Origin of the sequence: Streptomyces sp. NPDC052496 (assembly GCF_040679095.1) — a bacterium.
Lineage (GTDB): Bacteria > Actinomycetota > Actinomycetes > Streptomycetales > Streptomycetaceae > Streptomyces.
Window position 1 is genome coordinate 225,813 of record NZ_JBFAUH010000005.1, and the last position, 22,560, is coordinate 248,372.

At 70.5% G+C, this 22,560-nt stretch carries 22 protein-coding genes and 1 pseudogene; 12 read left to right on the plus strand and 11 right to left on the minus strand.

The window, feature by feature from the left end; translation table 11 throughout:
• The first annotated feature begins 308 nt into the window (after window positions 1–308).
• From AB0L45_RS09840 to AB0L45_RS09850, 3 genes are all read left to right on the plus strand, one after another.
• Window positions 309–1,172 carry a helix-turn-helix transcriptional regulator gene (locus AB0L45_RS09840; protein WP_365837887.1) on the plus strand — a complete coding sequence of 288 codons (864 nt, stop codon included), beginning with the start codon at window positions 309–311 and terminating at the stop codon, window positions 1,170–1,172.
• Between the two features lie 90 nt (window positions 1,173–1,262).
• The gene (locus tag AB0L45_RS09845) at window positions 1,263–2,720 is read left to right on the plus strand and encodes an aldehyde dehydrogenase family protein (RefSeq protein WP_365837889.1); all 1,458 of its coding nucleotides are present in this window, start codon (window positions 1,263–1,265) and stop codon (window positions 2,718–2,720) included.
• Window positions 2,721–3,073: 353 nt separating this feature from the next.
• The gene (locus AB0L45_RS09850) at window positions 3,074–3,619 is read left to right on the plus strand and encodes a DinB family protein (RefSeq protein ID WP_365837891.1); all 546 of its coding nucleotides are present in this window, start codon (window positions 3,074–3,076) and stop codon (window positions 3,617–3,619) included.
• 84 nt (window positions 3,620–3,703) lie between these two features.
• On the opposite strand, the gene AB0L45_RS09855 is transcribed toward AB0L45_RS09850, so the two are convergent.
• Complete coding sequence (locus AB0L45_RS09855; RefSeq protein ID WP_365837893.1) at window positions 3,704–4,423, minus strand: VOC family protein; 720 nt, start codon at window positions 4,421–4,423, stop codon at window positions 3,704–3,706.
• Between the two features lie 97 nt (window positions 4,424–4,520).
• Here AB0L45_RS09855 and AB0L45_RS09860 point away from each other — a divergent pair, with 97 nt between their 5' ends.
• The 3 genes from AB0L45_RS09860 to AB0L45_RS09870 all read left to right on the plus strand — a co-directional run bounded on the left by AB0L45_RS09860 (window position 4,521) and on the right by AB0L45_RS09870 (window position 7,246).
• Window positions 4,521–5,183 carry a PadR family transcriptional regulator gene (locus tag AB0L45_RS09860; protein ID WP_365837895.1) on the plus strand — a complete coding sequence of 221 codons (663 nt, stop codon included), beginning with the start codon at window positions 4,521–4,523 and terminating at the stop codon, window positions 5,181–5,183.
• 117 nt (window positions 5,184–5,300) lie between these two features.
• Window positions 5,301–6,404, plus strand: coding sequence for an ATP-binding cassette domain-containing protein (locus tag AB0L45_RS09865; RefSeq protein WP_365838067.1), 1,104 nt, complete (start codon window positions 5,301–5,303; stop codon window positions 6,402–6,404).
• A 5-nt stretch (window positions 6,405–6,409) separates the two neighbouring features.
• Window positions 6,410–7,246, plus strand: a complete 837-nt coding sequence (locus tag AB0L45_RS09870) for an ABC transporter permease (RefSeq protein WP_365838069.1) — start codon at window positions 6,410–6,412, stop codon at window positions 7,244–7,246.
• 12 nt (window positions 7,247–7,258) lie between these two features.
• Here the strand turns inward: AB0L45_RS09870 and AB0L45_RS09875 are convergent, their stop codons facing one another.
• From AB0L45_RS09875 to wrbA, 3 genes are all read right to left on the minus strand, one after another.
• Window positions 7,259–7,522, minus strand: a complete 264-nt coding sequence (locus AB0L45_RS09875) for a Uma2 family endonuclease (RefSeq protein ID WP_365837897.1) — start codon at window positions 7,520–7,522, stop codon at window positions 7,259–7,261.
• A 496-nt stretch (window positions 7,523–8,018) separates the two neighbouring features.
• Window positions 8,019–9,434: a glutamate decarboxylase gene (locus tag AB0L45_RS09880; protein WP_365837899.1), complete on the minus strand. Its 1,416-nt coding sequence runs from the start codon at window positions 9,432–9,434 to the stop codon at window positions 8,019–8,021.
• A gap of 15 nt (window positions 9,435–9,449) precedes the next feature.
• A complete protein-coding gene (wrbA, locus tag AB0L45_RS09885) occupies window positions 9,450–10,082 on the minus strand; it encodes an NAD(P)H:quinone oxidoreductase (RefSeq protein ID WP_365837900.1) in 633 nt (210 codons plus the stop codon).
• A gap of 776 nt (window positions 10,083–10,858) precedes the next feature.
• Between wrbA and AB0L45_RS09890 the strand changes: the two genes are divergently transcribed.
• A complete protein-coding gene (locus tag AB0L45_RS09890; protein ID WP_365837902.1) occupies window positions 10,859–11,908 on the plus strand; it encodes a methyltransferase in 1,050 nt (349 codons plus the stop codon).
• A 94-nt stretch (window positions 11,909–12,002) separates the two neighbouring features.
• Here the strand turns inward: AB0L45_RS09890 and AB0L45_RS09895 are convergent, their stop codons facing one another.
• From AB0L45_RS09895 to AB0L45_RS09910, 4 genes and pseudogenes are all read right to left on the minus strand, one after another.
• Entirely contained in the window at window positions 12,003–12,494 is a 492-nt protein-coding gene (locus tag AB0L45_RS09895; protein WP_365838091.1) for a hypothetical protein, read from the minus strand.
• A gap of 87 nt (window positions 12,495–12,581) precedes the next feature.
• Window positions 12,582–12,992, minus strand: a pseudogene (locus AB0L45_RS09900) (ATP-binding protein); the annotation flags it as partial.
• A 238-nt stretch (window positions 12,993–13,230) separates the two neighbouring features.
• Window positions 13,231–13,422: a DUF397 domain-containing protein gene (locus AB0L45_RS09905; protein ID WP_365837904.1), complete on the minus strand. Its 192-nt coding sequence runs from the start codon at window positions 13,420–13,422 to the stop codon at window positions 13,231–13,233.
• A gap of 12 nt (window positions 13,423–13,434) precedes the next feature.
• On the minus strand, window positions 13,435–14,283 hold the full coding sequence (locus tag AB0L45_RS09910; RefSeq protein ID WP_365837906.1) for a helix-turn-helix transcriptional regulator: 849 nt from the start codon (window positions 14,281–14,283) through the stop codon (window positions 13,435–13,437).
• Between the two features lie 278 nt (window positions 14,284–14,561).
• Here AB0L45_RS09910 and AB0L45_RS09915 point away from each other — a divergent pair, with 278 nt between their 5' ends.
• Window positions 14,562–15,038 (plus strand): hypothetical protein, encoded by a 477-nt coding sequence (locus AB0L45_RS09915; protein WP_365838071.1) that lies wholly within the window; start codon window positions 14,562–14,564, stop codon window positions 15,036–15,038.
• Between the two features lie 28 nt (window positions 15,039–15,066).
• Here AB0L45_RS09915 and leuE read toward each other — a convergent pair whose 3' ends face one another.
• Window positions 15,067–15,729, minus strand: a complete 663-nt coding sequence (gene leuE, locus AB0L45_RS09920; protein ID WP_365837908.1) for a leucine efflux protein LeuE — start codon at window positions 15,727–15,729, stop codon at window positions 15,067–15,069.
• Window positions 15,730–15,849: 120 nt separating this feature from the next.
• On the opposite strand from leuE, the gene AB0L45_RS09925 reads away from it, so the two are divergent.
• Window positions 15,850–16,608 carry a MerR family transcriptional regulator gene (locus tag AB0L45_RS09925; protein WP_365837910.1) on the plus strand — a complete coding sequence of 253 codons (759 nt, stop codon included), beginning with the start codon at window positions 15,850–15,852 and terminating at the stop codon, window positions 16,606–16,608.
• A 58-nt stretch (window positions 16,609–16,666) separates the two neighbouring features.
• On the opposite strand, the gene AB0L45_RS09930 is transcribed toward AB0L45_RS09925, so the two are convergent.
• Window positions 16,667–17,038 carry a YbjQ family protein gene (locus tag AB0L45_RS09930; protein ID WP_365837912.1) on the minus strand — a complete coding sequence of 124 codons (372 nt, stop codon included), beginning with the start codon at window positions 17,036–17,038 and terminating at the stop codon, window positions 16,667–16,669.
• A 297-nt stretch (window positions 17,039–17,335) separates the two neighbouring features.
• Here AB0L45_RS09930 and AB0L45_RS09935 point away from each other — a divergent pair, with 297 nt between their 5' ends.
• Window positions 17,336–18,055 (plus strand): VTT domain-containing protein, encoded by a 720-nt coding sequence (locus tag AB0L45_RS09935; RefSeq protein ID WP_125054949.1) that lies wholly within the window; start codon window positions 17,336–17,338, stop codon window positions 18,053–18,055.
• 264 nt (window positions 18,056–18,319) lie between these two features.
• Complete coding sequence (locus tag AB0L45_RS09940) at window positions 18,320–20,110, plus strand: threonine/serine exporter family protein (protein ID WP_365837914.1); 1,791 nt, start codon at window positions 18,320–18,322, stop codon at window positions 20,108–20,110.
• Between the two features lie 99 nt (window positions 20,111–20,209).
• On the opposite strand, the gene AB0L45_RS09945 is transcribed toward AB0L45_RS09940, so the two are convergent.
• The gene (locus AB0L45_RS09945) at window positions 20,210–20,707 is read right to left on the minus strand and encodes an inorganic diphosphatase (protein WP_365837916.1); all 498 of its coding nucleotides are present in this window, start codon (window positions 20,705–20,707) and stop codon (window positions 20,210–20,212) included.
• Between the two features lie 200 nt (window positions 20,708–20,907).
• Here AB0L45_RS09945 and dacB point away from each other — a divergent pair, with 200 nt between their 5' ends.
• Entirely contained in the window at window positions 20,908–22,419 is a 1,512-nt protein-coding gene (gene dacB / locus AB0L45_RS09950) for a D-alanyl-D-alanine carboxypeptidase/D-alanyl-D-alanine-endopeptidase (protein ID WP_365838073.1), read from the plus strand.
• Window positions 22,420–22,560: the final 141 nt, after the last annotated feature.

Below are 22,560 nucleotides of genomic sequence, written 5' to 3' on the forward strand. Positions count from 1 at the left end.
TGGCGTTCGCGGACGTCAAGACCCCGGCCGGGCAGCCGGATCTGGCGGTCTGGCGGATCTTTCCCGAGCGTGCATGTGTGCGCTGTCCATGGTTCCCAATGCGTACGCCAGATGCAAGGGCAGATGCACGTGCACGTGCCCTGTTTGGGAGCGCCCGTGCCACTTCACGCGTATTTCTTCCTACGTGTTCTTGTGGAGCGGCTGCCCGGACCTCCCACATCAGTAACCGGATGAGCACTCAACGAAGCCCGGACGTGGCAGACTGCGGGCCACTGTTGGACGGGGTGGGCCATGGGAGGGTCACAAAGGTGTCCGCAAGTGAATCGAGCGGGTCCGTCGTGCGGCGCATCCTGCTGGGGGCACAGCTCCGCAGGCTGCGTGAATCGCGCGGGATCACCCGCGAGGCGGCCGGCTACTCCATCCGCGCGTCCGAGTCGAAGATCAGCCGGATGGAACTGGGCCGGGTCAGCTTCAAGGCACGGGACGTCGAGGACCTGCTCACGCTCTACGGCGTGAACGATCCGCAGGAGCGCGAGGCCCTGCTGGTGCTGGCCCGCGAGGCCAACGTCGCGGGCTGGTGGCACAGTTACGGCGATGTGCTGCCCGGCTGGTTTCAGACATATGTGGGCCTGGAGGGGGCCGCTTCCCTCATCCGCGCCTACGAGGTGCAGTTCGTGCACGGGCTTCTGCAAACGCAGGAGTACGCGCACGCGGTCGTGCGCCGCGGTATGCCGGGGGCGAGTGCGGCGGAGATCGACCGCCGGGTCGCACTGCGCCTGGAGCGGCAGAAGTTGCTGCTGGCAGAGCGCCCGCCGGAGTTCCACTGCGTGCTCGACGAAGCGGCGCTGCGCCGCCCGTACGGTGACCGTGAGGTGATGCGCGGACAACTGCGGCACCTGATCGAACTGTCCGAACGGCCGAATGTGCGCTTGCAGGTGATGCCGTTCAGCTTCGGCGGGCACGCGGGGGAGAGCGGCGCCTTCACCACCCTCGGTTTCCCGGAGCCCGGGCTGCCCGACGTCGTTTACCTGGAGCAGCTGACCAGCGCGCTCTACCTCGACAAGCGCGACGAAGTCGCCCAGTACGCACGGGTCATGGACCGTCTCCAGGAGGACAGTCCGAATCCGGCCGAGACCAGAGACCTGATACGTGGTCTACTCCAACTGACTTAACCCGTAGGTAGCATGAGTTCCAATCAGGAGTCAGCACCCCCCGGCTAGGGCGCTGCGACCGGCGCCCTGTCCTCCAGATTGGGATTTCGCATGTCCTACTTCGACGAGTTGGCCTACCAGTACATCGACGGCGAATGGCGGGCCGGAAGCGGCTCGTGGGACATCGTCGATTTCAATCCCTACGACGGGGAGAAGCTGGCGTCCATCACCGTGGCCACGGTCGACGAGATCGACCAGGCCTACCGCGCCGCCGAACGCGCACAGGGGGAGTGGGGGGCCACCAACCCGTACACCCGCAGGCTGGTCTTCGAACGCGCACTGCGGATCATCGACGACCGGGAGCAGGAGCTGGGCGCCGCGATCGCCGCGGAGGTCGGCGGCACCCACGCCAAGGTGGCTTTCGAGCTCCACCTCGTGCGGGAATTCCTCCGCGAGGCAATCCAGTTGGCGCTCCGGGCCGAGGGCCGCATATTGCCCTCCCCGGTGGACGGCAAGGAGAACCGGCTCTACCGGCTCCCGGTCGGTGTCGTGGGTGTCATCAGCCCGTTCAATTTCCCCTTCCTGCTGTCGGTCAAGTCGGTGGCGCCCGCGCTCGCGCTCGGCAACGCCGTGGTGCTCAAGCCGCACCAGAACACCCCGATCTGCGGCGGCGGCCTGGTCGCCAAGGTCTTCGAGGAGGCCGGGCTGCCCGCCGGCCTGCTGAACGTCGTGGTGACCGACATCGCGGAGATCGGTGACGCGCTCATCGAACACCCGGTGCCGAAGGTCATCTCCTTCACCGGCTCCGAAAAGGTCGGCCGCCATGTCGCGACCGTCGCCGCCTCGCACTTCAAGCGCACGGTCCTGGAGCTGGGCGGCAACAGCGCGCTGGTCGTCCTGGACGACGCCGACATCGGTTACGCGGTGGACGCGGCCGTGTTCAGCCGCTTCGTGCACCAGGGGCAGGTCTGCATGGCCGCCAACCGGGTGCTGGTCGACCGCGCGGTGGAACAGGAATTCACCGAGAAGTTCGTCGCCAAGGTCAAGAGCCTGAAGGTCGGCGACCCGAGCGACCCGGCCACCCACATCGGCCCGCTGATCAACGAGGGTCAGGCGGAGGCCGTCGCCGCGGTGGTGGACCGCGCCGTCGCCGAGGGCGGCACCGCGCTGCTGCGCGGCACCGTGCGCGGCACCCTGGTCGCGCCGACCGTCCTGGCCGGGCTGCCGGAGGACTCCGTCGCGCTCAGTCAGGAGATGTTCGGGCCGGTCGTGGCGCTGGTGCCGTTCGACGGTGACGAGGAGGCCGTACGGATCACCAACGCCTCGCCGTACGGGCTCAGCGGCGCGGTGCACACCGCCGACATCGAGCGGGGCGTGCGGTTCGCCAAGCGCGTCGAGACCGGCATGATCCACATCAATGACGGCACGGTGCACGACGAGCCGATCGTCCCCTTCGGCGGCGAGAAGGCGTCCGGGCTCGGGCGGCTGAACGGCGATGCGATGGTGGAGTCCTTCACCACCACGAAGTGGATCTCCATCCAGCATGGGCGGTCGCGGTTCCCGTTCTAGGGGATCTGGCTGTTCCTGGGCGTCCTGACTGTTCCTGGGCGTCCGGGCCGTCCTGACTGCTCCTGGTCGTCCGGGCCGTCCTGACTGCTCTTGGCTGTTCCTGGTAGCCCTGGTAGCCCTGGTAGCCCTGGTAGCCCTGGTAGCCCTGGCCGTCCGGGCCGTCCGGGCCGCCCGAGCCGTCCTGGGCGTTCCGGGCCGTTCCTGACAGGTCCCCGCCGGCTCGCTCTGCGGCCCGGCGGGGACCTTTTTCGCTCGCGGCCCGGTTGAGGACAGAACCTGTCCTCAACCCTTCGTACCTTTCTTTCTGTCGGACCGCGGCAGCAGCGCCGCGGCCCTCGCGAAAGGCGGATCCCATGCCCACTCACGTTCCGGCCGAAGCCCACGGTGACGAGCGCGGCGCGCTCCTGGCCTTCCTGGAGGCGCAGCGCGGCGGCCTGCGCCGGTCCGTCCTCGGCCTCACCGACGAACAGGCCGCACAGAAGCCGTCCGCCAGCGAACTGTCCCTGTCCGGCCTGATCAAGCACGTCGCGGAGGTCGAGCAGGGTTGGGTGGAGACCGCCCAGCAGCTGCCGCACTCGATCGAACGCGACATGGACACCTGGCACCTGAGCTTCCAGCTGGAGGGCGCGGAGACCGTCGCGTCGGTCCTCGCCTTCTGGGACGAGGTGGCCCGTAGGACCGAGGAGTTCGTCCGGTCGCTGCCGGACCTGAACGCCACCTTCCCGCTGCCCGAGGCGCCCTGGTACCCGCCGAAGGCGGAGCAGTCGATGCGCTGGCTCGTGCTGCACCTGATCGAGGAGACTGCCCGGCATGCCGGGCACGCGGACATCATCCGCGAGTCCCTGGACGGCAAGACGGCCTTCACACTGGTCGACGAGGAGCGCGCGGCGCAGGGCTGAGGCCGGCGGCCGTCGCCCTCGGGTCCGCGCTCCGTCGCCCTGGGATCCACGCCCCGTCGCCCCCGGATCCACGCCCCGTCGTTCTCAGCCCTCGCTCTCCCGCAGGTCCGCCGCCCGGCGCAGCGCGTCGTGCGCGGACTGCCGGTCCGTGTCGCTGAGCTCGACCGCGTCCGCGCGGTCGAGCCAGGGGGCGGCGGCGTGCAAGCCGTCCAACTGGGCAGCCATCTCGGCGCGGAGCACGAGCAGCTGCACGTGCTGGAGCGGTGACGGCCCGGTGTCGTCACCTGCGCCGCTCTCCAGGGCCCGGTCGACGATCCGGGCCGCAGCGGCGTGATCGCCCTTGGATTCCCCGAGCAGCGTGGCCTGGTGCAGGGCCCGTGCGTAGCGCTCCTTCGGGACGGCGGAGTGCTCGACGCTGTCGGCGATCGGCCGGCCGATCCGTATGCAGTTGCCGCCGGGGTCGGTCAGCAGGAACTGCCGTACGCCGTACGACATGTCCTTCAGCGCCCCGATCCGTGGCAGGCCGCGCGTCGGCACCCTGCCGAGCGCGGCTTTCAGGCCGGCCCGGAAGGACGCGTAGAGCCCGTCCACGTCGTCGGTCAGGACGTAGCAGGTGCTGTACGAGGTGGTCGGGTCGTGCGCCTTCATGCCGAAGAAGTGCAGCTCGATGTCGCGCAGGCGGACGCCGCAGTACGGATTCGGGCTCTTCTGGTACGAGATCACCTCGAATCCGAGGGCCCGGTAGAAGTCGAGGAGTTCGTCGATGGACGGGCACGGGAGGATCGGAATCACGGTCTCGGCCATGCCGGTGAGCGTAGAGCGCCCGGAGCGGGTATTCAAACTTGAATAGGTGGGCGGACTAGGCTGGCCGCAGCGCGAGCGTGAAGGATGCGAGGAAACGATGTCGGCGATCCGGCTGTTGGTTCTGGGGGCCGTGCGCCAGCACGGGCGGGCGCACGGGTACCAGGTGCGCAACGACCTGGAGTACTGGGGCGCCCATGAGTGGTCCAACGCCAAACCCGGGTCGATCTACCACGCGCTCAAGCAGATGGCCAAGCAAGGGCTGATGCTCGCGCACGACGTCGCGCCCAGCCCGGCCGGCGGCCCGCCGCGTACGGAGTACGAGCTGACCGAGGCCGGTACGGAGGAGTTCTTCAAGCTGCTGCGCGAGTCGCTGTCCCAGTACGACCGCAAGGTCGACGAGCTGAGCGCGGCGGTCGGCTTCATCGTCGACCTGCCCCGTGAAGAGGCCGTGGCCCTGCTGAAGGAGCGGGTGCGGGGCCTGGAGGAGTGGCGGCTCTCGGTCACCGAGTACTACACGCCGGAGGACGGCCCGGAGCAGCTCGGCCACATCGGCGAGATCATGAACATGTGGGTGAACTCGGCGGACAGTGGCGCGGAGTGGACGCGGGGGCTGATCGAGCGGATCGAGGGCGGGGCGTACGTCTTCGCCGGTGAGGGCGAGCCGTTCGTGGCGGTGCTCGCGGAGGGGCAGGAGAACCCGTACGCGACGGGGGAGCCGGACCCTGAGTACGGCGTCGAGGCGCCCTCGTCCGACGAATAATCAAGTTTGACTACTGGGGGGCGGGGGAGTTAGCTTGCGTCGGTAGTCAAACTTGGCTACGTGTCCGGAGGAGGCACCGTGAGCCCTTCATCCATCCCCGCCCCCGTGCCCGTCCCCATTCCAGCCCTCACACCCACCCCCACCCCCACTCCCGCCATCGCCGTCGAGGGACTGCGCAAGACGTACGGAGGCAAGGCCGCCCTCGACGGCCTCGACCTGACCGTCGCCCAGGGCACCGTGCACGGCATCCTCGGCCCGAACGGCGCCGGCAAGACCACCCTCGTCCGCGTCCTGTCCACCCTGCTGCGCCCCGACGCGGGCACCGCCCGGGTCGCCAGCTTCGACGTACTGCGCCGGCCCGACGAGGTGCGCGTACGCATCGGACTGCTCGGCCAGCACGCCGCCGTCGACGAGGAGCTCAGCGGACGGCAGAACCTGGAGATGTTCGGCCGGCTCTACCACCTGGGAGGACGCGCGTCCGCGGCCCGCGCCGCCGAACTGCTGGAACGGTTCGGGCTGGCCGGCACCGGCACCAAGGCCGTCGGCAGGTACAGCGGCGGGATGCGCCGCCGGCTCGACCTCGCCGCCAGCCTGATCATGGCTCCGCCCGTCCTGTTCCTCGACGAGCCGACCACCGGCCTGGACCCGCGCGGCCGCACGGAGGTGTGGCAGGCGGTGCGCTCCCTGGTGGGCGGCGGTACGACCGTCCTGCTCACCACGCAGTACCTGGAGGAGGCCGACCAGCTCGCCGACCGGATCTCCGTCATCGACGACGGGCGGGTCATCGCGGACGGCACGGCCGACGCACTCAAGGCCCAGGTGGGCGGCGACCGGATCGACGTGGTCCTGCACCACGCGGACGACCTGGCGCGCGCGGCGGCCGTCCTGGAGACCGTCGCCGGGAGCGCCGTCACCGACGCCGACGCCCGGCGGGTCAGCGCGCCGGTCACCGACCGGATGGCGGCGCTCACCGAGACCGTACGGGCCCTGGCGGCCGCCGGCATCGACGCACAGGACATCGCCCTGCGCCGCCCCACCCTCGACGAAGTCTTCCTGCACCTGACCGACCGGCCCGCCGAGGAGACGACCGTACGTGCCGAGGGCGCGACCGTATCTGCCGAGGAGACGACCGTACGTGCCGAGGGCGCGACCGTACCCGCCGAGGGAACGCCCGTACCGACTGAGGGAACGCCCGTACCCGCCGAGGAGACGACCGCATGAGCACCATGACGCCGCAGATCACGGCATCAGCGCCCGCCCCCCGCTCGCCGCTCCGGAGGGCCGGGTGGCTCCTCGCCGACTCCTGGACCATGACCCGCCGCGGCCTGGCCCATTGGGCGCGGCAGCCGGTCCAGGTCGTCGTCGGGCTGGCCTTCCCCGTGCTGATGCTGGTGATGTTCGGCTACTTCCTCGGCGGTGGGATGGCGCTGCCGGGAGGCGGCGACTACAAGGAGTTCCTGGTCCCCGGCATGCTCGCGCTGACCATGGCCTTCGGCCTGGAGGCCACGATGGTCGCGGTCACCGGGGACCTCGACAAGGGCGTCATCGACCGCTTCCGGTCCATGCCGATGGCTCCCTCGGCCGTCCTGATCGGCCGCAGTGTCCTGGACATGCTGGAATCGGCGGTCAGCCTGCTGGTGATGATCGGCGCCGGGCTGCTGATGGGGTGGCGCTGGCACGGCGGCTTCGGGGCCGCGCTGTACGCGGTGGGTCTGCTGCTCCTGCTGCGGTTCGCGATGCTGTGGATCGGCCTCCACCTGGCCCTGCTAGCCGGCAAGCCGGAACTTGTCCAGGCCGTACAGATCCTGGTCTGGCCCCTCGGCTTCCTCTCCAGCGCGTTCGTCTCACCCGCGTCGATGCCGGCCTGGCTGGGCGCCGTCGCCGAGTGGAACCCGCTGTCCGCGACGGCGGGTGCGGTGCGCGAGCTCTTCGGAAACCCGCGGTGGCCGGGCGGCGGTTGGGCGTCCGAGCACGCGCAACTCCTGGCGGTCGGCTGGCCGCTGGTGCTGCTGGCGGTGTTCTTTCCGCTGGCGGTACGGCGGTTCGGAAGGATGGGGAAGTGAGGGATGGGGCGCTCACACCTCGATGGGGCTGCGGAGGTCGATGTTCACGGGGAACGGGACACTGGCCACCAACTGGTGGGTGTCCGTGCGCCGTTCCGGGCTCGGCGCGTATACGCCTGATACGGGGTGCAGCCGGAACGTGTGCACCACGGGCCGGTCGTCCGGGCCCCGCTCCACGCGCCAGTACGAGGCGATGCCGACCGCGGCGTACAGGCCGTGCTTGCCGCGGCGGTCCATGGTCCGGGTGAAAGGGGAGACGACCTCGACAGCCAGCACGGCGTTCTCGACAGGGGCGCATCCGAGGGGTGCGGAGATCGAGGCCGCGCTTTTCGAAGACGAGGATGTCGGGCTTCGGGACATTACGTTCATCGATCAGCGTGCACCGGTCGATGTTGACGGCGAAGTGATCAGGCCGGGCACTCCTGAGTCGGCCGGACGGTTCGTCCCGGACCTGGTCGTGCCACCAACTGGTCGCTCCGCGCACCATGATCCGCCCGTCCAGCAGCTCCCAGTCGAACGGCAGGACCGCACTTCCCACCTGGCCAAAGGTCCAGCCGTCCGTCGGCGGGTGCATCCAGCTGTCGGTCGTGGCGGGTTCCGCGCCCGGCTTGTCCGCGACTTCCGCGGTCGTTGTGTATCGCATGATCCGATCGTCTACGCGATTCTGCCCATGCGCCTCGCAAACAGCCGTGCGCCACTCGCACGGGTGACGCGCCCCTGTGCGCCCCGGTGCACCCCGGTCTCGTCCTCGATGGCCGCAGTCGCGATGGCCTCAGTGATGGAACGCCGTATTCCTGCCTCCCGCCCGGCCGCCCAAGGTGCCTCCCTGCGCCCGAAGTTCCGGAAGGAGTCGCTCCAGATCGGCCACGAACAGGTCGCTCAGATCATGTGAGAACCCGTTCCGGCACACGATGCGGAGGACGGAGAGATCGTCGCGGTCGGGCGGGAAGGTGTACGCGGGGATCAGCCAGCCGCGCTCCCGCATGCGGCGGGAGACGTCGAAGACGTCGAAGTCCGTCACGCCGTCGGCCGTGGTGAAGGCGAAGACCGGGAGCTCGTCGCCGCGGGTCAGCAGGCGGAAGTCGCCCAGCGCCTCGATGCGGTCGGCGAGGGAGCGGGCCACGTCGCGGGTGGCCTGCTGGACGGCGCGGTAGCCTTCGCGGCCGAGCCGGAGGAACGTGTAGTACTGGGCGGCGACCTGGGCGCCGGGCCGGGAGAAGTTGAGGGCGAAGGTGGGCATGTCGCCGCCCAGATAGTCCACGTGGAAGACCAGCTCTTCCGGGAGGGCCTGCCGGTCGCGCCACAGGGCCCAGCCGACCCCCGGGTAGACCAGTCCGTACTTGTGGCCCGAGGTGTTGACGGACGCCACGCGCGGCAGCCGGAAGTCCCAGACCAGGTCCTCGTCCAGGAACGGCGCGATCATGGCGCCGGACGCGCCGTCCACATGGACGGGGATGTCCAGGCCGGTACGCTCCTGGAGGTCGTCCAGGGCCGCGCAGATCTCCGCCACCGGCTCGTACGAACCGTCGAAGGTCGAGCCCAGTACGGCCACCACGCCGATGGTGTTCTCGTCGCAGAGCGCGGCGGCGGACTCGCCGTCCAGGTGAAAGCGGTCGCCCCGTAGGGGCACCTGGCGCGCCTCGACCTCCCAGAACGTACAGAACTTCTCCCAGCAGACCTGCACGTTCGCACCCATGACCAGGTTGGGACGGGCGGTCGCCGGGTAGCGGTCGGCGTTCGCCCGGGCCCAGCGGCGCTTGAGGGCCATCCCGGCGAGCATGCACGCCTCGCTGGAGCCGGTCGTCGAGCAGCCGACGGCGGCGGACGGGTCGGGGGCGTGCCACAGGTCGGCGAGCATGGCCACACACCGCTGCTCCAGTTCGGCGGTGCGCGGGTACTCGTCCTTGTCGATCATGTTCTTGTCGCGGCACTCCGCCATCAGCACATCGGCCTGCGGCTCCATCCAGGTGGTGACGAAGGTGGCCAGATTCAGCCGGGAGTTGCCGTCCAGCATCAGTTCGTCGTGGACCAGCTGGTAGGCCGCGTGCGGGCTGGTGGGGTCGTTCGGCAGTGCGTGCCGGGGCGGGGCCGCGGTCATGCCGGCGACCGGGTCGGCCTCGCCGTAGAAGGGGTTGACCGGCAGGTACGGCCGGCCGTCCTTGGCGTGTGCTCCCTCATGCAGTGGCATGGTGGCCGCGTACCCTCAGCCGCCCGCGGAAAGCCCCGCCTTCAGGGCCCGGGTGAACTTCACGACACGCCGCGCCTGGACGCCGGCGGCGGTGCGCGCCTCGTCGTCGAGCGGTGTGTCGGGCCCGCCGACGTGCGAGGTGCCGTACGGGTTTCCGTCCGCGAACTTGCTCGGGTCGGTGTAACCCGGCGTCACGACGATCCCGCCGAAGTGGTGGATCGTGGTGTAGAGCGCGAGCAGGGTGGTCTCCTGGCCGCCGTGTTTGGTCGCCGAGGCGGTGAAGCCGCTGTAGACCTTGTCGGCCAGCCTGCCCTCCTGCCACAGCCCGCCGAGCGTGTCGATGAACTGCTTGAGCTGCGAGGCGATGTTGCCGTACCGGGTGGGGGAGCCGAAGATCACCGCGTCCGCCCAGAGCATGTCGTCGGGCGAGGCCTCGGCGATGTCCGCGGTCGCCCGGACGTTCGCGGCCCAGGCGGGGTTCGACTCGACGGCGGCCTGTGGCGCCAGCTCCGCGGCGCGGCGCAGCCGCACCTCGGCACCGGCCTGCTCGGCGGCGTCCGCGACGGCCTTGGCGAGGTCGGTGACCGTACCGGTCGAGGAGTAGTAGATGACGGCGAGGCGGACGGTGCGGTTGCTGGGATCGGTCATGACGACACCTCCTACGGGGCCTACGGAGGCGACGATACGGGCATACAGGGCATTCGGCGCGCCTGTGACCGCATCCGGCGCGCATCCGGCGCGCGTCCGGCTCATCTCTGGACCGGCATCCGGCTCGCGTCGGACCTGCCGCCGATCTGTGTCCGACCCGCGCCCGGCTCGCTGTCGACCCGCGCCTGGCTCGCTGTCGGCCCGTGTCCGGCTCGCTGTCGACCCGCGCCTGGCTCGCTGTCGGCCCGTGTCCGGCTCGCTGTCGGCCCGTGTCCGGCTCGCCGCCGACCCGCGCCTGGCTCGCTGTCGGCCCGTGTCCGGCTCGCCGCCGACCCGCGCCTGGCTCGCTGTCGGCCCGTGTCCGGCTCGCTGTCGACCCGTGTCCGGCTCGCCGCCGACCCGCGCCCGGCTCGCTGTCGACCCGTGTCCAGCTCACCGCCGACCCGGCATCCGGCTCGCGTCCGACTGACGCCCAACTGACGCCCAACCGACGCCCAACCGACGCCCGACCCGCGTCCGCCCCGCATCCGACCGGCGCCGGACCCCCTTCCGGTCGCGAACCGGTCCCCACCCCCGCCCTGGCGCGCTATACCTGAACCGTCAACAACCGCACCGTGCAACGCCCTTGCGGAAGTATTGCGCCGAACCGTACCGGTACTTAGGCTTGCCTAACTTATCGCGCGGGACGGGGGAACGATCCGCCGGACCCGCCATGCCGTCACCCGGCCGCCGGTCCGGTGCGGGAGCGGTGTCCGAGGCGACCCGAAGGAGCGGACGTGGAAGCGAACGAGGAACGGGCGACACCGGCGCGCGAGGTCCGCGGGACCGTCACCCGGCTGCTGTTCGGGCAGCTGGCCACGTACGCGGTGGGCGCCGCCGTACGGATGGGGGTGCTGGACCGCATCGGGGACGGCACCCGTACGGCGGCCGACGTGGCCGCCGCGTGCGGCACCCACCCGCAGGCCACGCTGCGCCTGCTGCGCGCGCTGGCGGCCCTGGACCTGCTCACCGAGCACGAGGCGGGCGTCTTCGAGGCCACCGCCGCCGGTGCGCTGCTGCGCAGCGACACCCCGGACTCCATGGCCGCGCTGGCCCGCATCTTCAGCGAGCCGGTCATGACCCGGGCCCGGGAGCGCATGGAGGACAGTGTTCGCAGTGGTGAACCCGCCTTCGACATGATCTTCGGTACGGACTTCTTCAGCCACCTCAAGGGCGAACCGGAGCTGTCGGCGATCTTCAACACGGCGATGGGCCAGGGCACCCGGATCGCCGCCCAGGACGTCCCGTCCCACTACGACTTCGGCCGCTTCACCACCATCGTCGACGTGGGCGGCGGCGACGGCACCCTGCTCGCCGCGATCCTGCGGGCCCACCCCGCGCCGCGCGGCGTGATCTACGACAGCGCCGAGGGCCACGCCCAGGCCCCCGCGAAACTGGCCGCCGCGGGCGTCGCCGACCGCGTCACCCTGGAGACCGGCGACTTCTTCGCCGCTGCCCCGGCCGGTGGCGACCTCTACCTCCTCAAGAGCGTCATCCACGACTGGAACGACGACCAGTGCGCCGGCATCCTGGGCCACATCCGCCGCGTACTGCCCGCCGACGGCCGCCTCCTGATCATCGAACCGGTCCTCACCGACACCGTCCGGCCCGGCGCGACCGCCCTGCCCTACATGAGCGACCTCAACATGCTGGTCAACGTCGGCGGCCGGGAACGCACCCGCGCCGACTTCGAAGACCTCTGCACCAAGGCCGGCTTCAAGATCGCCGGCTTCACCCCACTACCGGCTCCCGACCCGTACGTCCTCATCGAGGCCGCCGCGGTCTGAGCCGGTACGGGCCGGCCGGCACCGCCCGCCCGGCCCGTCAGGGCGCCGCCCGGCAACCTGCCCGGCCGGGCGGCGCCGACGCGCGAGCGCGCCCCTACCGGTGGCCGCGGGGACCTCCGTGACGTAATCCCGTGGCCCCTACGAGGACGCGGTCGCGCTCGGCGGTCCGGCGCAGGCGCTCCTCGATCAGACCGGGCCCCGCTCCGGCAGCGATCGCGTCGAGACAGACCACCAGACACACGGCCCCGCCGTTGAGGACGTACCCGAGCCACCGGGGCGCCGGACGTGGCACCCGCAGACAGAAGTCCGGGTGGCCGTAATCGAGAGCGAGGTGCGGCCCTCGGGCCGTCAGCCGGTCGCCGACGACCGGAACGTGCCGCGAAGCGGCGCGGAGCCCCAGGGCGCCGGCCATGCCGCGCAAGCCGGCCTCGATGCGCCCGGCGGTCTCACCCGGGCGGCGCGGCGGCGGATGCGCGATCAGCAGCCAGGCGATGGTCCCGGCAGGCGAGGCCGTATCGAGCCACGTACTGACCACGACCCCGGCGACGAACCCGGGCCCCGGCACGCCCCGCGCCCAGATCACCACGCCAACTCCGCCCACACGACTTTCCCGAACGGACGATCCGCCACACCCCAACTGCTGGCGACGGCCTCGATGATCAGCAGCCCACGGCCTCGTTGGCGGTCTGGGCCGGGGGGGTTTGGGGCGGGGGCGGCGCCGTACGGGATCATGTACCTCGATCAGCGCTCCATCTGGACCAGCAGTCACGGTCAAGGCAAGACGGTCCCCCGGCTCGGTCCCATAGCGGATCGCATTAGTGACCAGTTCACTGACGACGAGTTCCACCTTGGCGACCATTTCCTCGGCAACACCAGGTACGGAAAGCTCGACGCTCCGTCGGGCATGGGCGCGAGCGCGTGCGGCTGCGCTCGGAATGCCAGGAAAGGTGCATGAAGACGTCGGTGGAATTGCTCTTTGGGCGGGTGCTGTGCGGGCGATGTCGTGCATGGTCCGACAACCCTTCATCGATATGGAGGTTGTCGTCGCCGTTGCTTCTGCCTCCCTGTGTATGCACGTGCGCATCCCTGGCTGACCAGGCGGGCAGGGCAGAAGTATCGCGACCTCCGCGTACGGATCAGGCGGACGATGCGCGTGCTGATCCGTACGGTCGCGGGACGGTGACGCAGGACGAACGTAGCGCCCGCCCAGGTCGCGTCTCAACAGTTGTACGTCTAAAGAGTGAGACTCCGGTGTACAACCCGTGCTGGCTGGGCGGACGCCCTCTCCATCGTCGGTGAGAGGAGGAGTATCCGCGCCCGGTTCAGGCCAGGCCGTCGAGCTTGCCCTGCTTGGCGTTCGAGAGGAGTGCGCACAGTCTGCCCCGTGATGTCCTGATCACCACCTGCGGATCGTCGCTCTCCCGTATGAGAATTTGTCCCTCGTGTTCGGCGATCTCGACGCAGTTGCCCTCTGCGTCGGTCGACTTCGACGATTTCCGCCACTGAATGTCCACGGCTCCCAGCCTTCACACTTGTTGCGCTACTTTGCGAACGAAATCGAAAGACTTCGCCGGAGTAAGGGCTCGTTCTTGGGTGCGGTCGAGAACCGCTCGGTAATTGTTGAGCCGCGTCTCCGCGTCCACGAAAGCCGGCCCTGCGGGCGTATCCGTCTGCACCGTGTCGAGCTGAGGTACGGGGCCGTGCACGTAGAGCGTCGAGCTCCCGGCATTCGGGAACCCCGCGCCGAAGGGGAGGATGCGGACCTCGACGTTGTCCCGGTCCATCTCTTTGAGCAGGTACTCGTGCTGAGCCCGAGTGACTGCTCGGCCGCCGAATTCCATCCGCAGCGCGGCTTCGTGAATCAAGAACATGCAGGAGGGAGGTGAGGGGCGGTCGAGTACGTCCCGGCGCCGCAACCGGTGCGAGAGTCGGCGGCGGAGGGCGGCGGGGTCGAGCGGAGGGACGGCTTCCGTGAAGACGGCGCGGGCGTAATCCTCGGTCTGGAGCAGGCCGGGCATGTGCATGATCTGCACCGCACGCAACGCGACTGCGTGGTGCTCCAGTTCGGACAGATCGAGTGCGCCACCCGAGAGGTCCCCTCGGTAGTCCTCCCACCACCCTTTGACACGCTCCTCCGCCATGGCGGCAAGAGCATCGACATACGCGGTGTCGGGACATGCGTAATGCGTCGCCCATGCGCGCACCCGGTCGCGGCTGACGCCGAATCGCCCGGATTCGGTGTTGCTGATGGTGGTCCGATCAGTGCTGAGCAGGACTGCGGCCTCGGCCAGCGTGAGGCCGGCGTGCTCACGCATCTTGCGCAATTCGGTGCCCACGCGTCGCTGTCGCGCTGTTGGCGCCTTCCTGGGTGGCATGCGTTCCCTTCCTGTCGGGAACTCAGTGTGGACTGTGTACCTACAGGGGGCTACCGCGTCTCGTGGATTATGCGAATCGGTACAACTGCTGAGACCGGGAAGCTACGGTCGTCTCACCAAGCGCTGCCCGTTGGCCAGGCCGAAGTGCAGTCCGCGCAGCCGCCATTGGGTGTGGAGGGAGCCGGGGGTCCGTGGTGAGCGGCACGTACGGCCGCGTCGGTCACCGGAATCAGACCGTCCTGTCTGGCCTGGCGTGGGACGTGAGAGGGGGACGTGACGTGCGGCTGGGGATCACTGGGCACAGGGGGCTTTCCGGGGGGACCGAAAGGGCCGTGCGGGAGGCTCTCCAGGCGCGCTTGCAGCGGTACGAGCCTGCGGGCCTGTGCGGTGTCTCCTGCCTCGCTGACGGGCCTGACGCGTGGTTCGCCGAGATGGTGCTCGTACTGGGAGGGCGTATCGAGACCGTCCTGCCGGCGGAGGGTTACCGGGCCGGGCTTCCTGAGGGGCATCACGCCACGTATGACGCCCTGCTCGGGCGGGCGGTGAGGGTGCATCGGACCGGCCTCCGGGAGTCGTGCCCAGAGGCTCACATGGCGGGCAGCGAGATTCTCGTGAGGTGTGTCGACCGGCTGCTGGCCGTGTGGGACGGCAAGGCGGCGCGCGGGTTCGGCGGGACGGCCGATGTGGTTGCCTACGCCCGGCGTACGGGGGTGCCGGTCGACGTCATCTGGCCGGCGGGGGCCACACGGGATTGACGGGCCGGGCGCTACAGGACCCCGCCCCTCACCCCCCGTTCGTCAGTGACAGTTTTGCCGCGAAGCCCAGGAATGCTGCTCCTGCCCCTGCCGACAGGCCTGCGGTCAGGCGTTTGCGGCGGCGGAAGGTGGCGGCCAGGTAGGTGCCGGTGAAGATGAGGAGGGTGAGGTAGGTGAGGCTGAAGAGTTGGGCCCAGGCGCCGAGGGTGAGGAAGGAGAGGACGGGGTGGGCGTAGTTCGGGTCGACGAACTGCACGAAGAAGGAGATGAAGAAGAGGATCGCCTTCGGGTTGAGGAGGCTGATCACCAGGGCGCGGCGGTACGGGCGTTCCTGCGCGGGTGCCGCGCCGGCCGTGGCCTTCTTGCGGAGTGACGTGGCGGCTTCCCGGTTGCGCCACAGGGACCACGCGCCGCGCAGCATGCCGACCGCCAGCCACGTCAGATAGCCCGCGCCGGCGAACTTCACGATCGAGAAGAGGACCGGGCTGGCCTGCAGGAGCGAGGCCACACCGCCTGCCGACAGGGTCATCAGTACGGTGTCGCCGCACAGGACGCCGGCCGCCGCGCGGTAGGCCGTGCGCGGGCCGCGGCGGGCCGCCACGGAGACGACGTACAGCGAGTTCGGGCCCGGCAGCAGCACGATGAGCGCGAGGCCCGCCAGGTAGGTCGGAAGGTCGGTTATCCCCAGCATGGCGGCAGGATGCCACTTGCGTCCCGTGCGTCCCACGGCTTTCCGGTATACGGACTTGCACCTCACGTGGCGTGAGGGCACATCGTGGAGTGCGTACCGAGAAGGATGGAGGGCGGGACGGTGGGATATTCGGTGGGGCAGGTCGCTGGGTTTGCCGGTGTGACGGTGCGTACTTTGCACCATTACGACGAGATCGGGCTGCTGGTGCCGGGGGAGCGCAGCCACGCGGGCCACCGGCGCTACAGCGACGCCGACCTCGACCGGCTCCAGCAGATCATGTTCTACCGGGAGCTCGGCTTCCCGCTCGACGAGGTGGCGGCCCTCCTGGACGATCCGGACGCCGACCCGCAGGAGCACCTGCGGCGGCAGCACGCGCTGCTGAGCGCCCGGATCGGCAAGCTCCAGGCGATGGCCGCCGCCGTCGAACACGCGATGGAGGCACGCAAGATGGGCGTCAACCTGACCCCGGAGGAGAAGTTCGAGGTGTTCGGGGACTTCGACCCGGACGATTACGCGGACGAGGTGCGCGAACGCTGGGGGAGCACCGACGCGTACAAGGAGTCGCAGCGCCGGACGGCCTCGTACACGAAGGAGGACTGGAAGCGGCTGACGGCGGAGTTCGACGCGATCCACCGGAAGATGGCCGGGCTGCTGGAGCGCGGGGTGCCGGCCGACTCGGCCGAGGCGATGGACGTGGCCGAGGAGCACCGCCGGTTCATCTCGTCCGGGTACTACGACTGCTCGTACGAGATGCACACCGGTCTCGGGGAGATGTACGTCGCGGACGAGCGTTTCACCGCCACCTATGAGGCCATCCGGCCCGGACTGGCCGTCTACCTGCGCGACGCGATGCTGGCCAACGCGGTCCGCAACAGCTGAGCCCGTACGGGGCAGGGGAGCGCGCCCCCTGGCCCGTACGGTCCGTGCGGAGGGCCGCTCAGGTGGCCTTCGGGGCGATGACGACGGCGGTGCCGTACGCGCAGACCTCCGTGCCCACGTCCGCCGCCTCCGTCACGTCGAAGCGGAACATCAGCACGGCGTTCGCGCCGCGCGCCCGTGCCTGCTCCACCAGCCGTTCCATCGCCTGGTTACGCGTCTCCACGAGCGTCTTCGTCAGGCCCTTCAGCTCGCCGCCGATCATCGACTTCAGCCCGGCCCCGATCTGGCTGCCCAGGTGGCGGGAGCGGACCGTCAGGCCGAAGACCTCGCCGATCACCCGCTGCACCTCGTATCCGGGGACGTCGTTGGTCGTCACCACCAGCACGTCGGCCTGCGCGGCCTGGCCGCCGCCGAACTCCTCGATGCCCATCGTGTGTCCTGTCCCTCCGCGCGGTGAGCCGCCTGGAGGCGGGCTCCTCGCGGGAGCCTCTCACGGGAGGGGGGTGAAAGCGGGGGGCCGGCGCGGCCGTGTCCGGACATGTGGCGGGGTGCGGGCGGACGGTTCCGTACGGCGGTGGCAAGCCGTGGTCCGGGCCGTGCGCGGGCCTCAGCGGGCGGCTGGAACCACGCCCCGTCATCCGGCGTTGATAGCTTTGGGCCGCACACTGCGCCTGTATCCCCGTCGTACCGCACGATCCGGCGCCCTCGACCCAGGAGCCTTCACCCCGTGAATACTCTCGCGCTCGGCCCCCAGTGGCTGGACCCGGACTACCTGATCGGCACGTTCGGGCTGATCGGCGTGCTGATCATCGTCTTCGCGGAGTCCGGCCTGCTGATCGGATTCTTCCTGCCGGGTGACTCGCTCCTGTTCACCACCGGCCTGCTGGTGACGACCGACAAGCTGGACAAGCCGCTGTGGCTGGTGTGTCTGCTGATCGTGCTCGCGGCGGTCCTCGGTGACCAGGCCGGTTATCTCTTCGGTCGCAAGGTCGGGCCCGCGCTCTTCAAGCGCCCGGACTCCAAGCTCTTCAAGCAGGAGAACGTGGAGAAGGCGCACGAGTTCTTCGAGAAGCACGGCCCGAAGTCGCTGATCCTGGCCCGTTTCGTGCCGATCGTACGGACGTTCACGCCCATCATCGCGGGCGTGAGCAAGATGAACTACCGCTCGTTCATCACCTTCAACGTCATCGGCGGCACCCTGTGGGGCGCCGGCGTCACCCTGCTCGGCGCCTCCCTGGGCAACATCGAGTTCGTCCACAAGCACATCGAGCTGATCCTGGTCGCCATCGTGCTGATCTCGGTCGTCCCGATCGCCATCGAGTACCTGCGCGCCCGCGGCAAGAACAAGAAGGCCGCCGCCCAGCAGCCGTACGACCCGACGGGGGCCGTCCAGCCGCCCCGCCAGCCCGGCAACGACGGCCGCCGCGGCCGGCACGCCAAGCGCTGAGCCGGCCGGCGCCGAGCCGCGGGCGCCGAGACCCCGGCCGCTACGGCCGCCGAGCCGTGACGGCATCCGGTGGCAGCCTCCGTACGGTGCTGCCGCCGGTGCTGCCACCGGTTCCGCGCCGCAATTCACGGGTTTCCCTCCAGAAGCAGGGGACACTCGCAGCCCATATGAACCTCAGTAAGGGCCCCGCCACGCGCGCCCCTGCCGACCATCAGGCATCGTGTCCTTGACGGTCGGCAGGAGGCGTACGAGGAGCGAAGACACGTGGCGTCGGACGCACAGCGGGGCCAGCGCGGAACCAACGGCACGAACGGGAAGAACGGCGTGAACGGCGTCAAAGGCGCGCAGAGCGCCAGCAATGGCACGAACGGCGCAAACGAGCAGTCCGAGGACCGCAAGCCCCAGTCGGACGAGGCGCGCAGCGCCTTCACCCCGCCGCCCGGTGTGCCCTACCCGCAGGTGCCCGAGGAGGAGCACCCCACCTCCGAGTTCGCCCTCCCGGAAGGTCTGAAGCCCGAGGCGCCGGCCGAGCCGGAAGGTTCCGCCTTCACCCCGCCCGGCGGCAGCAGCGGCAGCACCACCGGCCAGCATCAGCTGCCCGACCGGACCCCGGCGGGCTGGCCCGCCTTCACGCCGCCGCACGGCATCCCCGTCATCAGCCTGACCAAGCAGACGCCCTGGCAGGACCGGATGCGCACGATGCTGCGGATGCCGGTCGGCGAGCGGCCGGTCCCCGAGCGGGCGGAGCGCGCCGAGGAGAGCGGGCCCGCGGTGCCGCGCGTCCTCGACCTGACCCTGCGTATCGGCGAGATCCTGCTGGCCGGCGGCGAGGGCGCGGAGGACGTGGAAGCCGCCATGTTCGGCGTCGCGCACGCGTACGGGCTGGAGCGCGTCGAGCCCACCGTCACCTTCACGCTGCTGTCGATCTCGTACCAGCCGTCCCTGGTCGACGACCCGGTGACGGCCAGCCGTACGGTGCGGCGGCGCGGCGTGGACTACACCCGGCTCTCCGCGGTCTTCCGCCTCGTCGACGACATCACCTCCGACGGCATCACCCTGGAGGAGGCGTACCGCGGCCTGGCCGAGATACGCCGTAACCGCCACCCGTACCCGAGCTGGGCGCTGACCCTCGCCTCCGGGCTGCTGTCCGGCGCGGCGAGCATGCTGGTCGGCGGCCAGCTGATCGTCTTCATCGCAGCCGCCATCGGCTCGATGCTCGGCGACCGGCTGGCCTGGCTGGCGTCCAGCCGCGGGCTGCCGGAGTTCTACCAGTTCGTGGTCGCGGCCATGCCGCCGGCCGCCATAGGGGTCGCCCTGAGCTTCTCGCACGTCGCCGTGCAGGCGTCCGCGGTGATCACCGGTGGGCTGTTCGCGCTGATCCCGGGGCGGGCGCTGGTGGCGGCCGTGCAGGACGGCCTGACGGGGTACTACATCACCGCGTCGGCCCGCCTGCTGGAAGTCGGCTACCTCATCGTCGGCATCGTCATCGGCGTGCTCGCCGCGCTCTACATCGGGCTCCAGCTCAATCCGGAGTACCTCTACCCGGCGGCCGGATTCGCGCTGTTCAACGACCCGCCGGTGCAGACCGTGGCCGCGATGCTGCTGGCGCTGGCCTTCTGCGTACTGCTCCAGCAGGAACGTCACACCGTCCTGTTCGCCACGCTCAACGGCGGCGTCGCCTGGGTCGTGTACGGCGCGCTCGCCAATGTCAGCAACATGAACGCGGTGCCCGCCACGGCCATCGCGGCCGGCCTCGTCGGCCTCTTCGGCCAGCTCCTCAGCCGCTACCGGTACGCGTCCGCGCTGCCGTACGTCACGGCCGCGATCGGGCCGCTGCTGCCCGGTAGCGCCACGTACTTCGGCCTGCTGAACTTCGCCCAGGGCGACATCGGCCCCGGCGTCTCGTCCCTCATCAAGGCCGCGTCCCTCGCGCTGGCCATCGCCGTCGGCGTGAACCTCGGAGGCGAGGTGGCCCGCCTCTTCATGAAGGCCCCCGGCGCCGCCCAGGAAGAGCCGGGCGAACGGCGCGCAGCAAAGCGGACGCGCGGCTTCTGACGGCAGGCCGCGCACCGGCGGCCCGGTCGCGCCGAGAGACGACGAAGGGCGGCACCCCGCGCAGGGGTGCCGCCCGTTCGCGTACGGTCGGAAGATCCGTCAGTGGTGGGCGCCGCCCTGCGCCTCCAGGCGCTTGTAGGACGCCTCGATCTCGGCCTCGGCCTCGGCGCGGCCGACCCAGTTCGCGCCCTCGACCGACTTGCCCGGCTCCAGGTCCTTGTAGACCTCGAAGAAGTGCTGGATCTCCAGGCGGTCGAACTCCGACACGTGGTGGATGTCGCGCAGGTGCTCCACGCGCGGGTCGGACGCCGGGACGCACAGCAGCTTGTCGTCGCCGCCGGCCTCGTCGGTCATCCGGAACATGCCGATGGCGCGGCACTTGATCAGGCATCCGGGGAACGTCGGCTCGTCCAGGATGACCAGCGCGTCCAGCGGGTCACCGTCCTCGCCGAGGGTGTTCTCGACGAAGCCGTAGTCGGCCGGGTAGCTGGTCGAGGTGAAGAGCCGACGGTCGAGACGGATCCGTCCGGTCTCGTGGTCCACCTCGTACTTGTTCCGCGAACCCTTCGGGATCTCGATGGTGACGTCGAACTCCACGGGTGGCTCCTCCATGATCAACACATACGTCTGGTGATTAAGTGTCCCCCACGCAGGTGTGTGGTGGCGAAAGGGGCTGGTCCTAAGTGCCGGAGACCAGATCGTGGCAGGTCAGGCGGCAGGCCGCGGGGCGGCTGGCGCAACGTTTCGCCCGGACGGCGACGGGCTCGGCACGGTCGACGGGTTCCGCCGCCGTGTCCATGACCCGTTCGGCGGCCGGCTCGGCGCGTACGGCCTACCGGTCCGCCACGGATTCCGCCCGTACCGCCTGGTGGTCCGCCTCCAGGCAGCAGCGGCAGACCGTACGGCTGACGGCGAGCTCCACCGTCCTGGGCCTGCTGGTCGCGGCCGGAGCGGTGGTGGCGGCCGGTCCGTGGGACTCCGGCCAGCGTACGGCCGAGCGCGCCCGCGCCGCGGCGCCCGGCGGTACGCGTGGCGAGCATCACGTTCCGGGCGGCGGCGCCCGCAAGCCCAGCGCGCCGCCCGTTCTGGCAGCGCTCGGCAGCCCCGCGCACGGCGCCGCGCCCGCGCCCAGCGCCGAAGGCATCAGGAACGCCCTCGCGCCGCTCATGAAGGACCCGGCGCTCGGCTCGCTGCGTACCGCCTCCGTCGTGGACGCCGTGACCGGCCGCGAACTCTTCGGCGCCGAACCGGCCCGCAACGCCACTCCCGCCTCCACGGTCAAGCTGGCCGTCGCCACCGCCGCGCTGTCCGCGCTCGGCCCCGAGCACCGCATCGACACCACCGTCGCCGAGAACGCCGGCGGGATCGTCCTGGTCGGCGGCGGCGACCCCACCCTCACCGCCCGCGCCCCGGAGCAGGACGCCCAGGACCAGCCCGCCAGCCTGCGCGCGCTGGCCGACGACACGGCCCGCGCGCTCAAGAAGCGCGGCGCGGACAAGGTCCGGCTCGGTTACGACACCTCGGCCTATACGGGCCCGCTCCTGCACCCCATAAGCCCCAACGAGAACATCGCCCCCGTCAGCCCCCTCATGGCCGACGAGGGACGCCTCGACGACACCCGCTCCGGACCGGCACCCCGCGACGGCGACCCGGCCGCCTCCGCGGCCCGTACCTTCGCCACGCTGCTCACCGAACGAGGCATCACGGTCGAGGGCACCCCCGCCAAGGCCACGGCCCCCGCCCAGGCCCGCCGCCTCGCCACCACCCGCTCCCTGCCGCTCTCCGGCCTCGTCGAGCGGATGCTGACCCACAGCGACAACGACATCGCCGAAGCCCTGGCCCGCCAGACGGCCCTGGCCACCGGCGAACCGGCCAGCTTCGACGGCGCGGGCAGGGCCGTACGCAAGACGCTGGCGAAGCTGAAACTGCCGCTGACCGACACCGTCTTCGAGGACGGCAGCGGCCTGGACCGCGACGACAAGGTCTCGGCGGCCCTCCTCACCCGCCTGCTTGTCCTGGCCACCTCCGCCGACCACCCTGAACTCCGTCCCATCGCCACCGGCCTCCCGGTCGCCGGCTTCACCGGCACCCTCAGCGGCCGCTACGCGGACGAAAGGGCGGGCGCCGGCACCGTACGCGCCAAAACCGGCACCCTCACCGGCGTGAACACCCTGGCCGGCACGGTCGTCGACGCCGACGGCCGCCTCCTGGCCTTCGCCTTCATGACCAACGACACCACCGACCCCCAGGCCGCCCAGCAGGCCTTGGATCACATGGCCACAGCAGTAGCCAACTGCGGTTGTCGATAAAACCGACCGACCAGCACCACGCCACCCACACCAGCCCCCCATCCACCCCGTCTCCACCCTCACGGGAGGGAGCGGGCCGGAGCGGCCTGCCGCGCAGGCCCGCCCCCGAACCTGACCGCCCCGCGCAGCGGCCACCGCCCG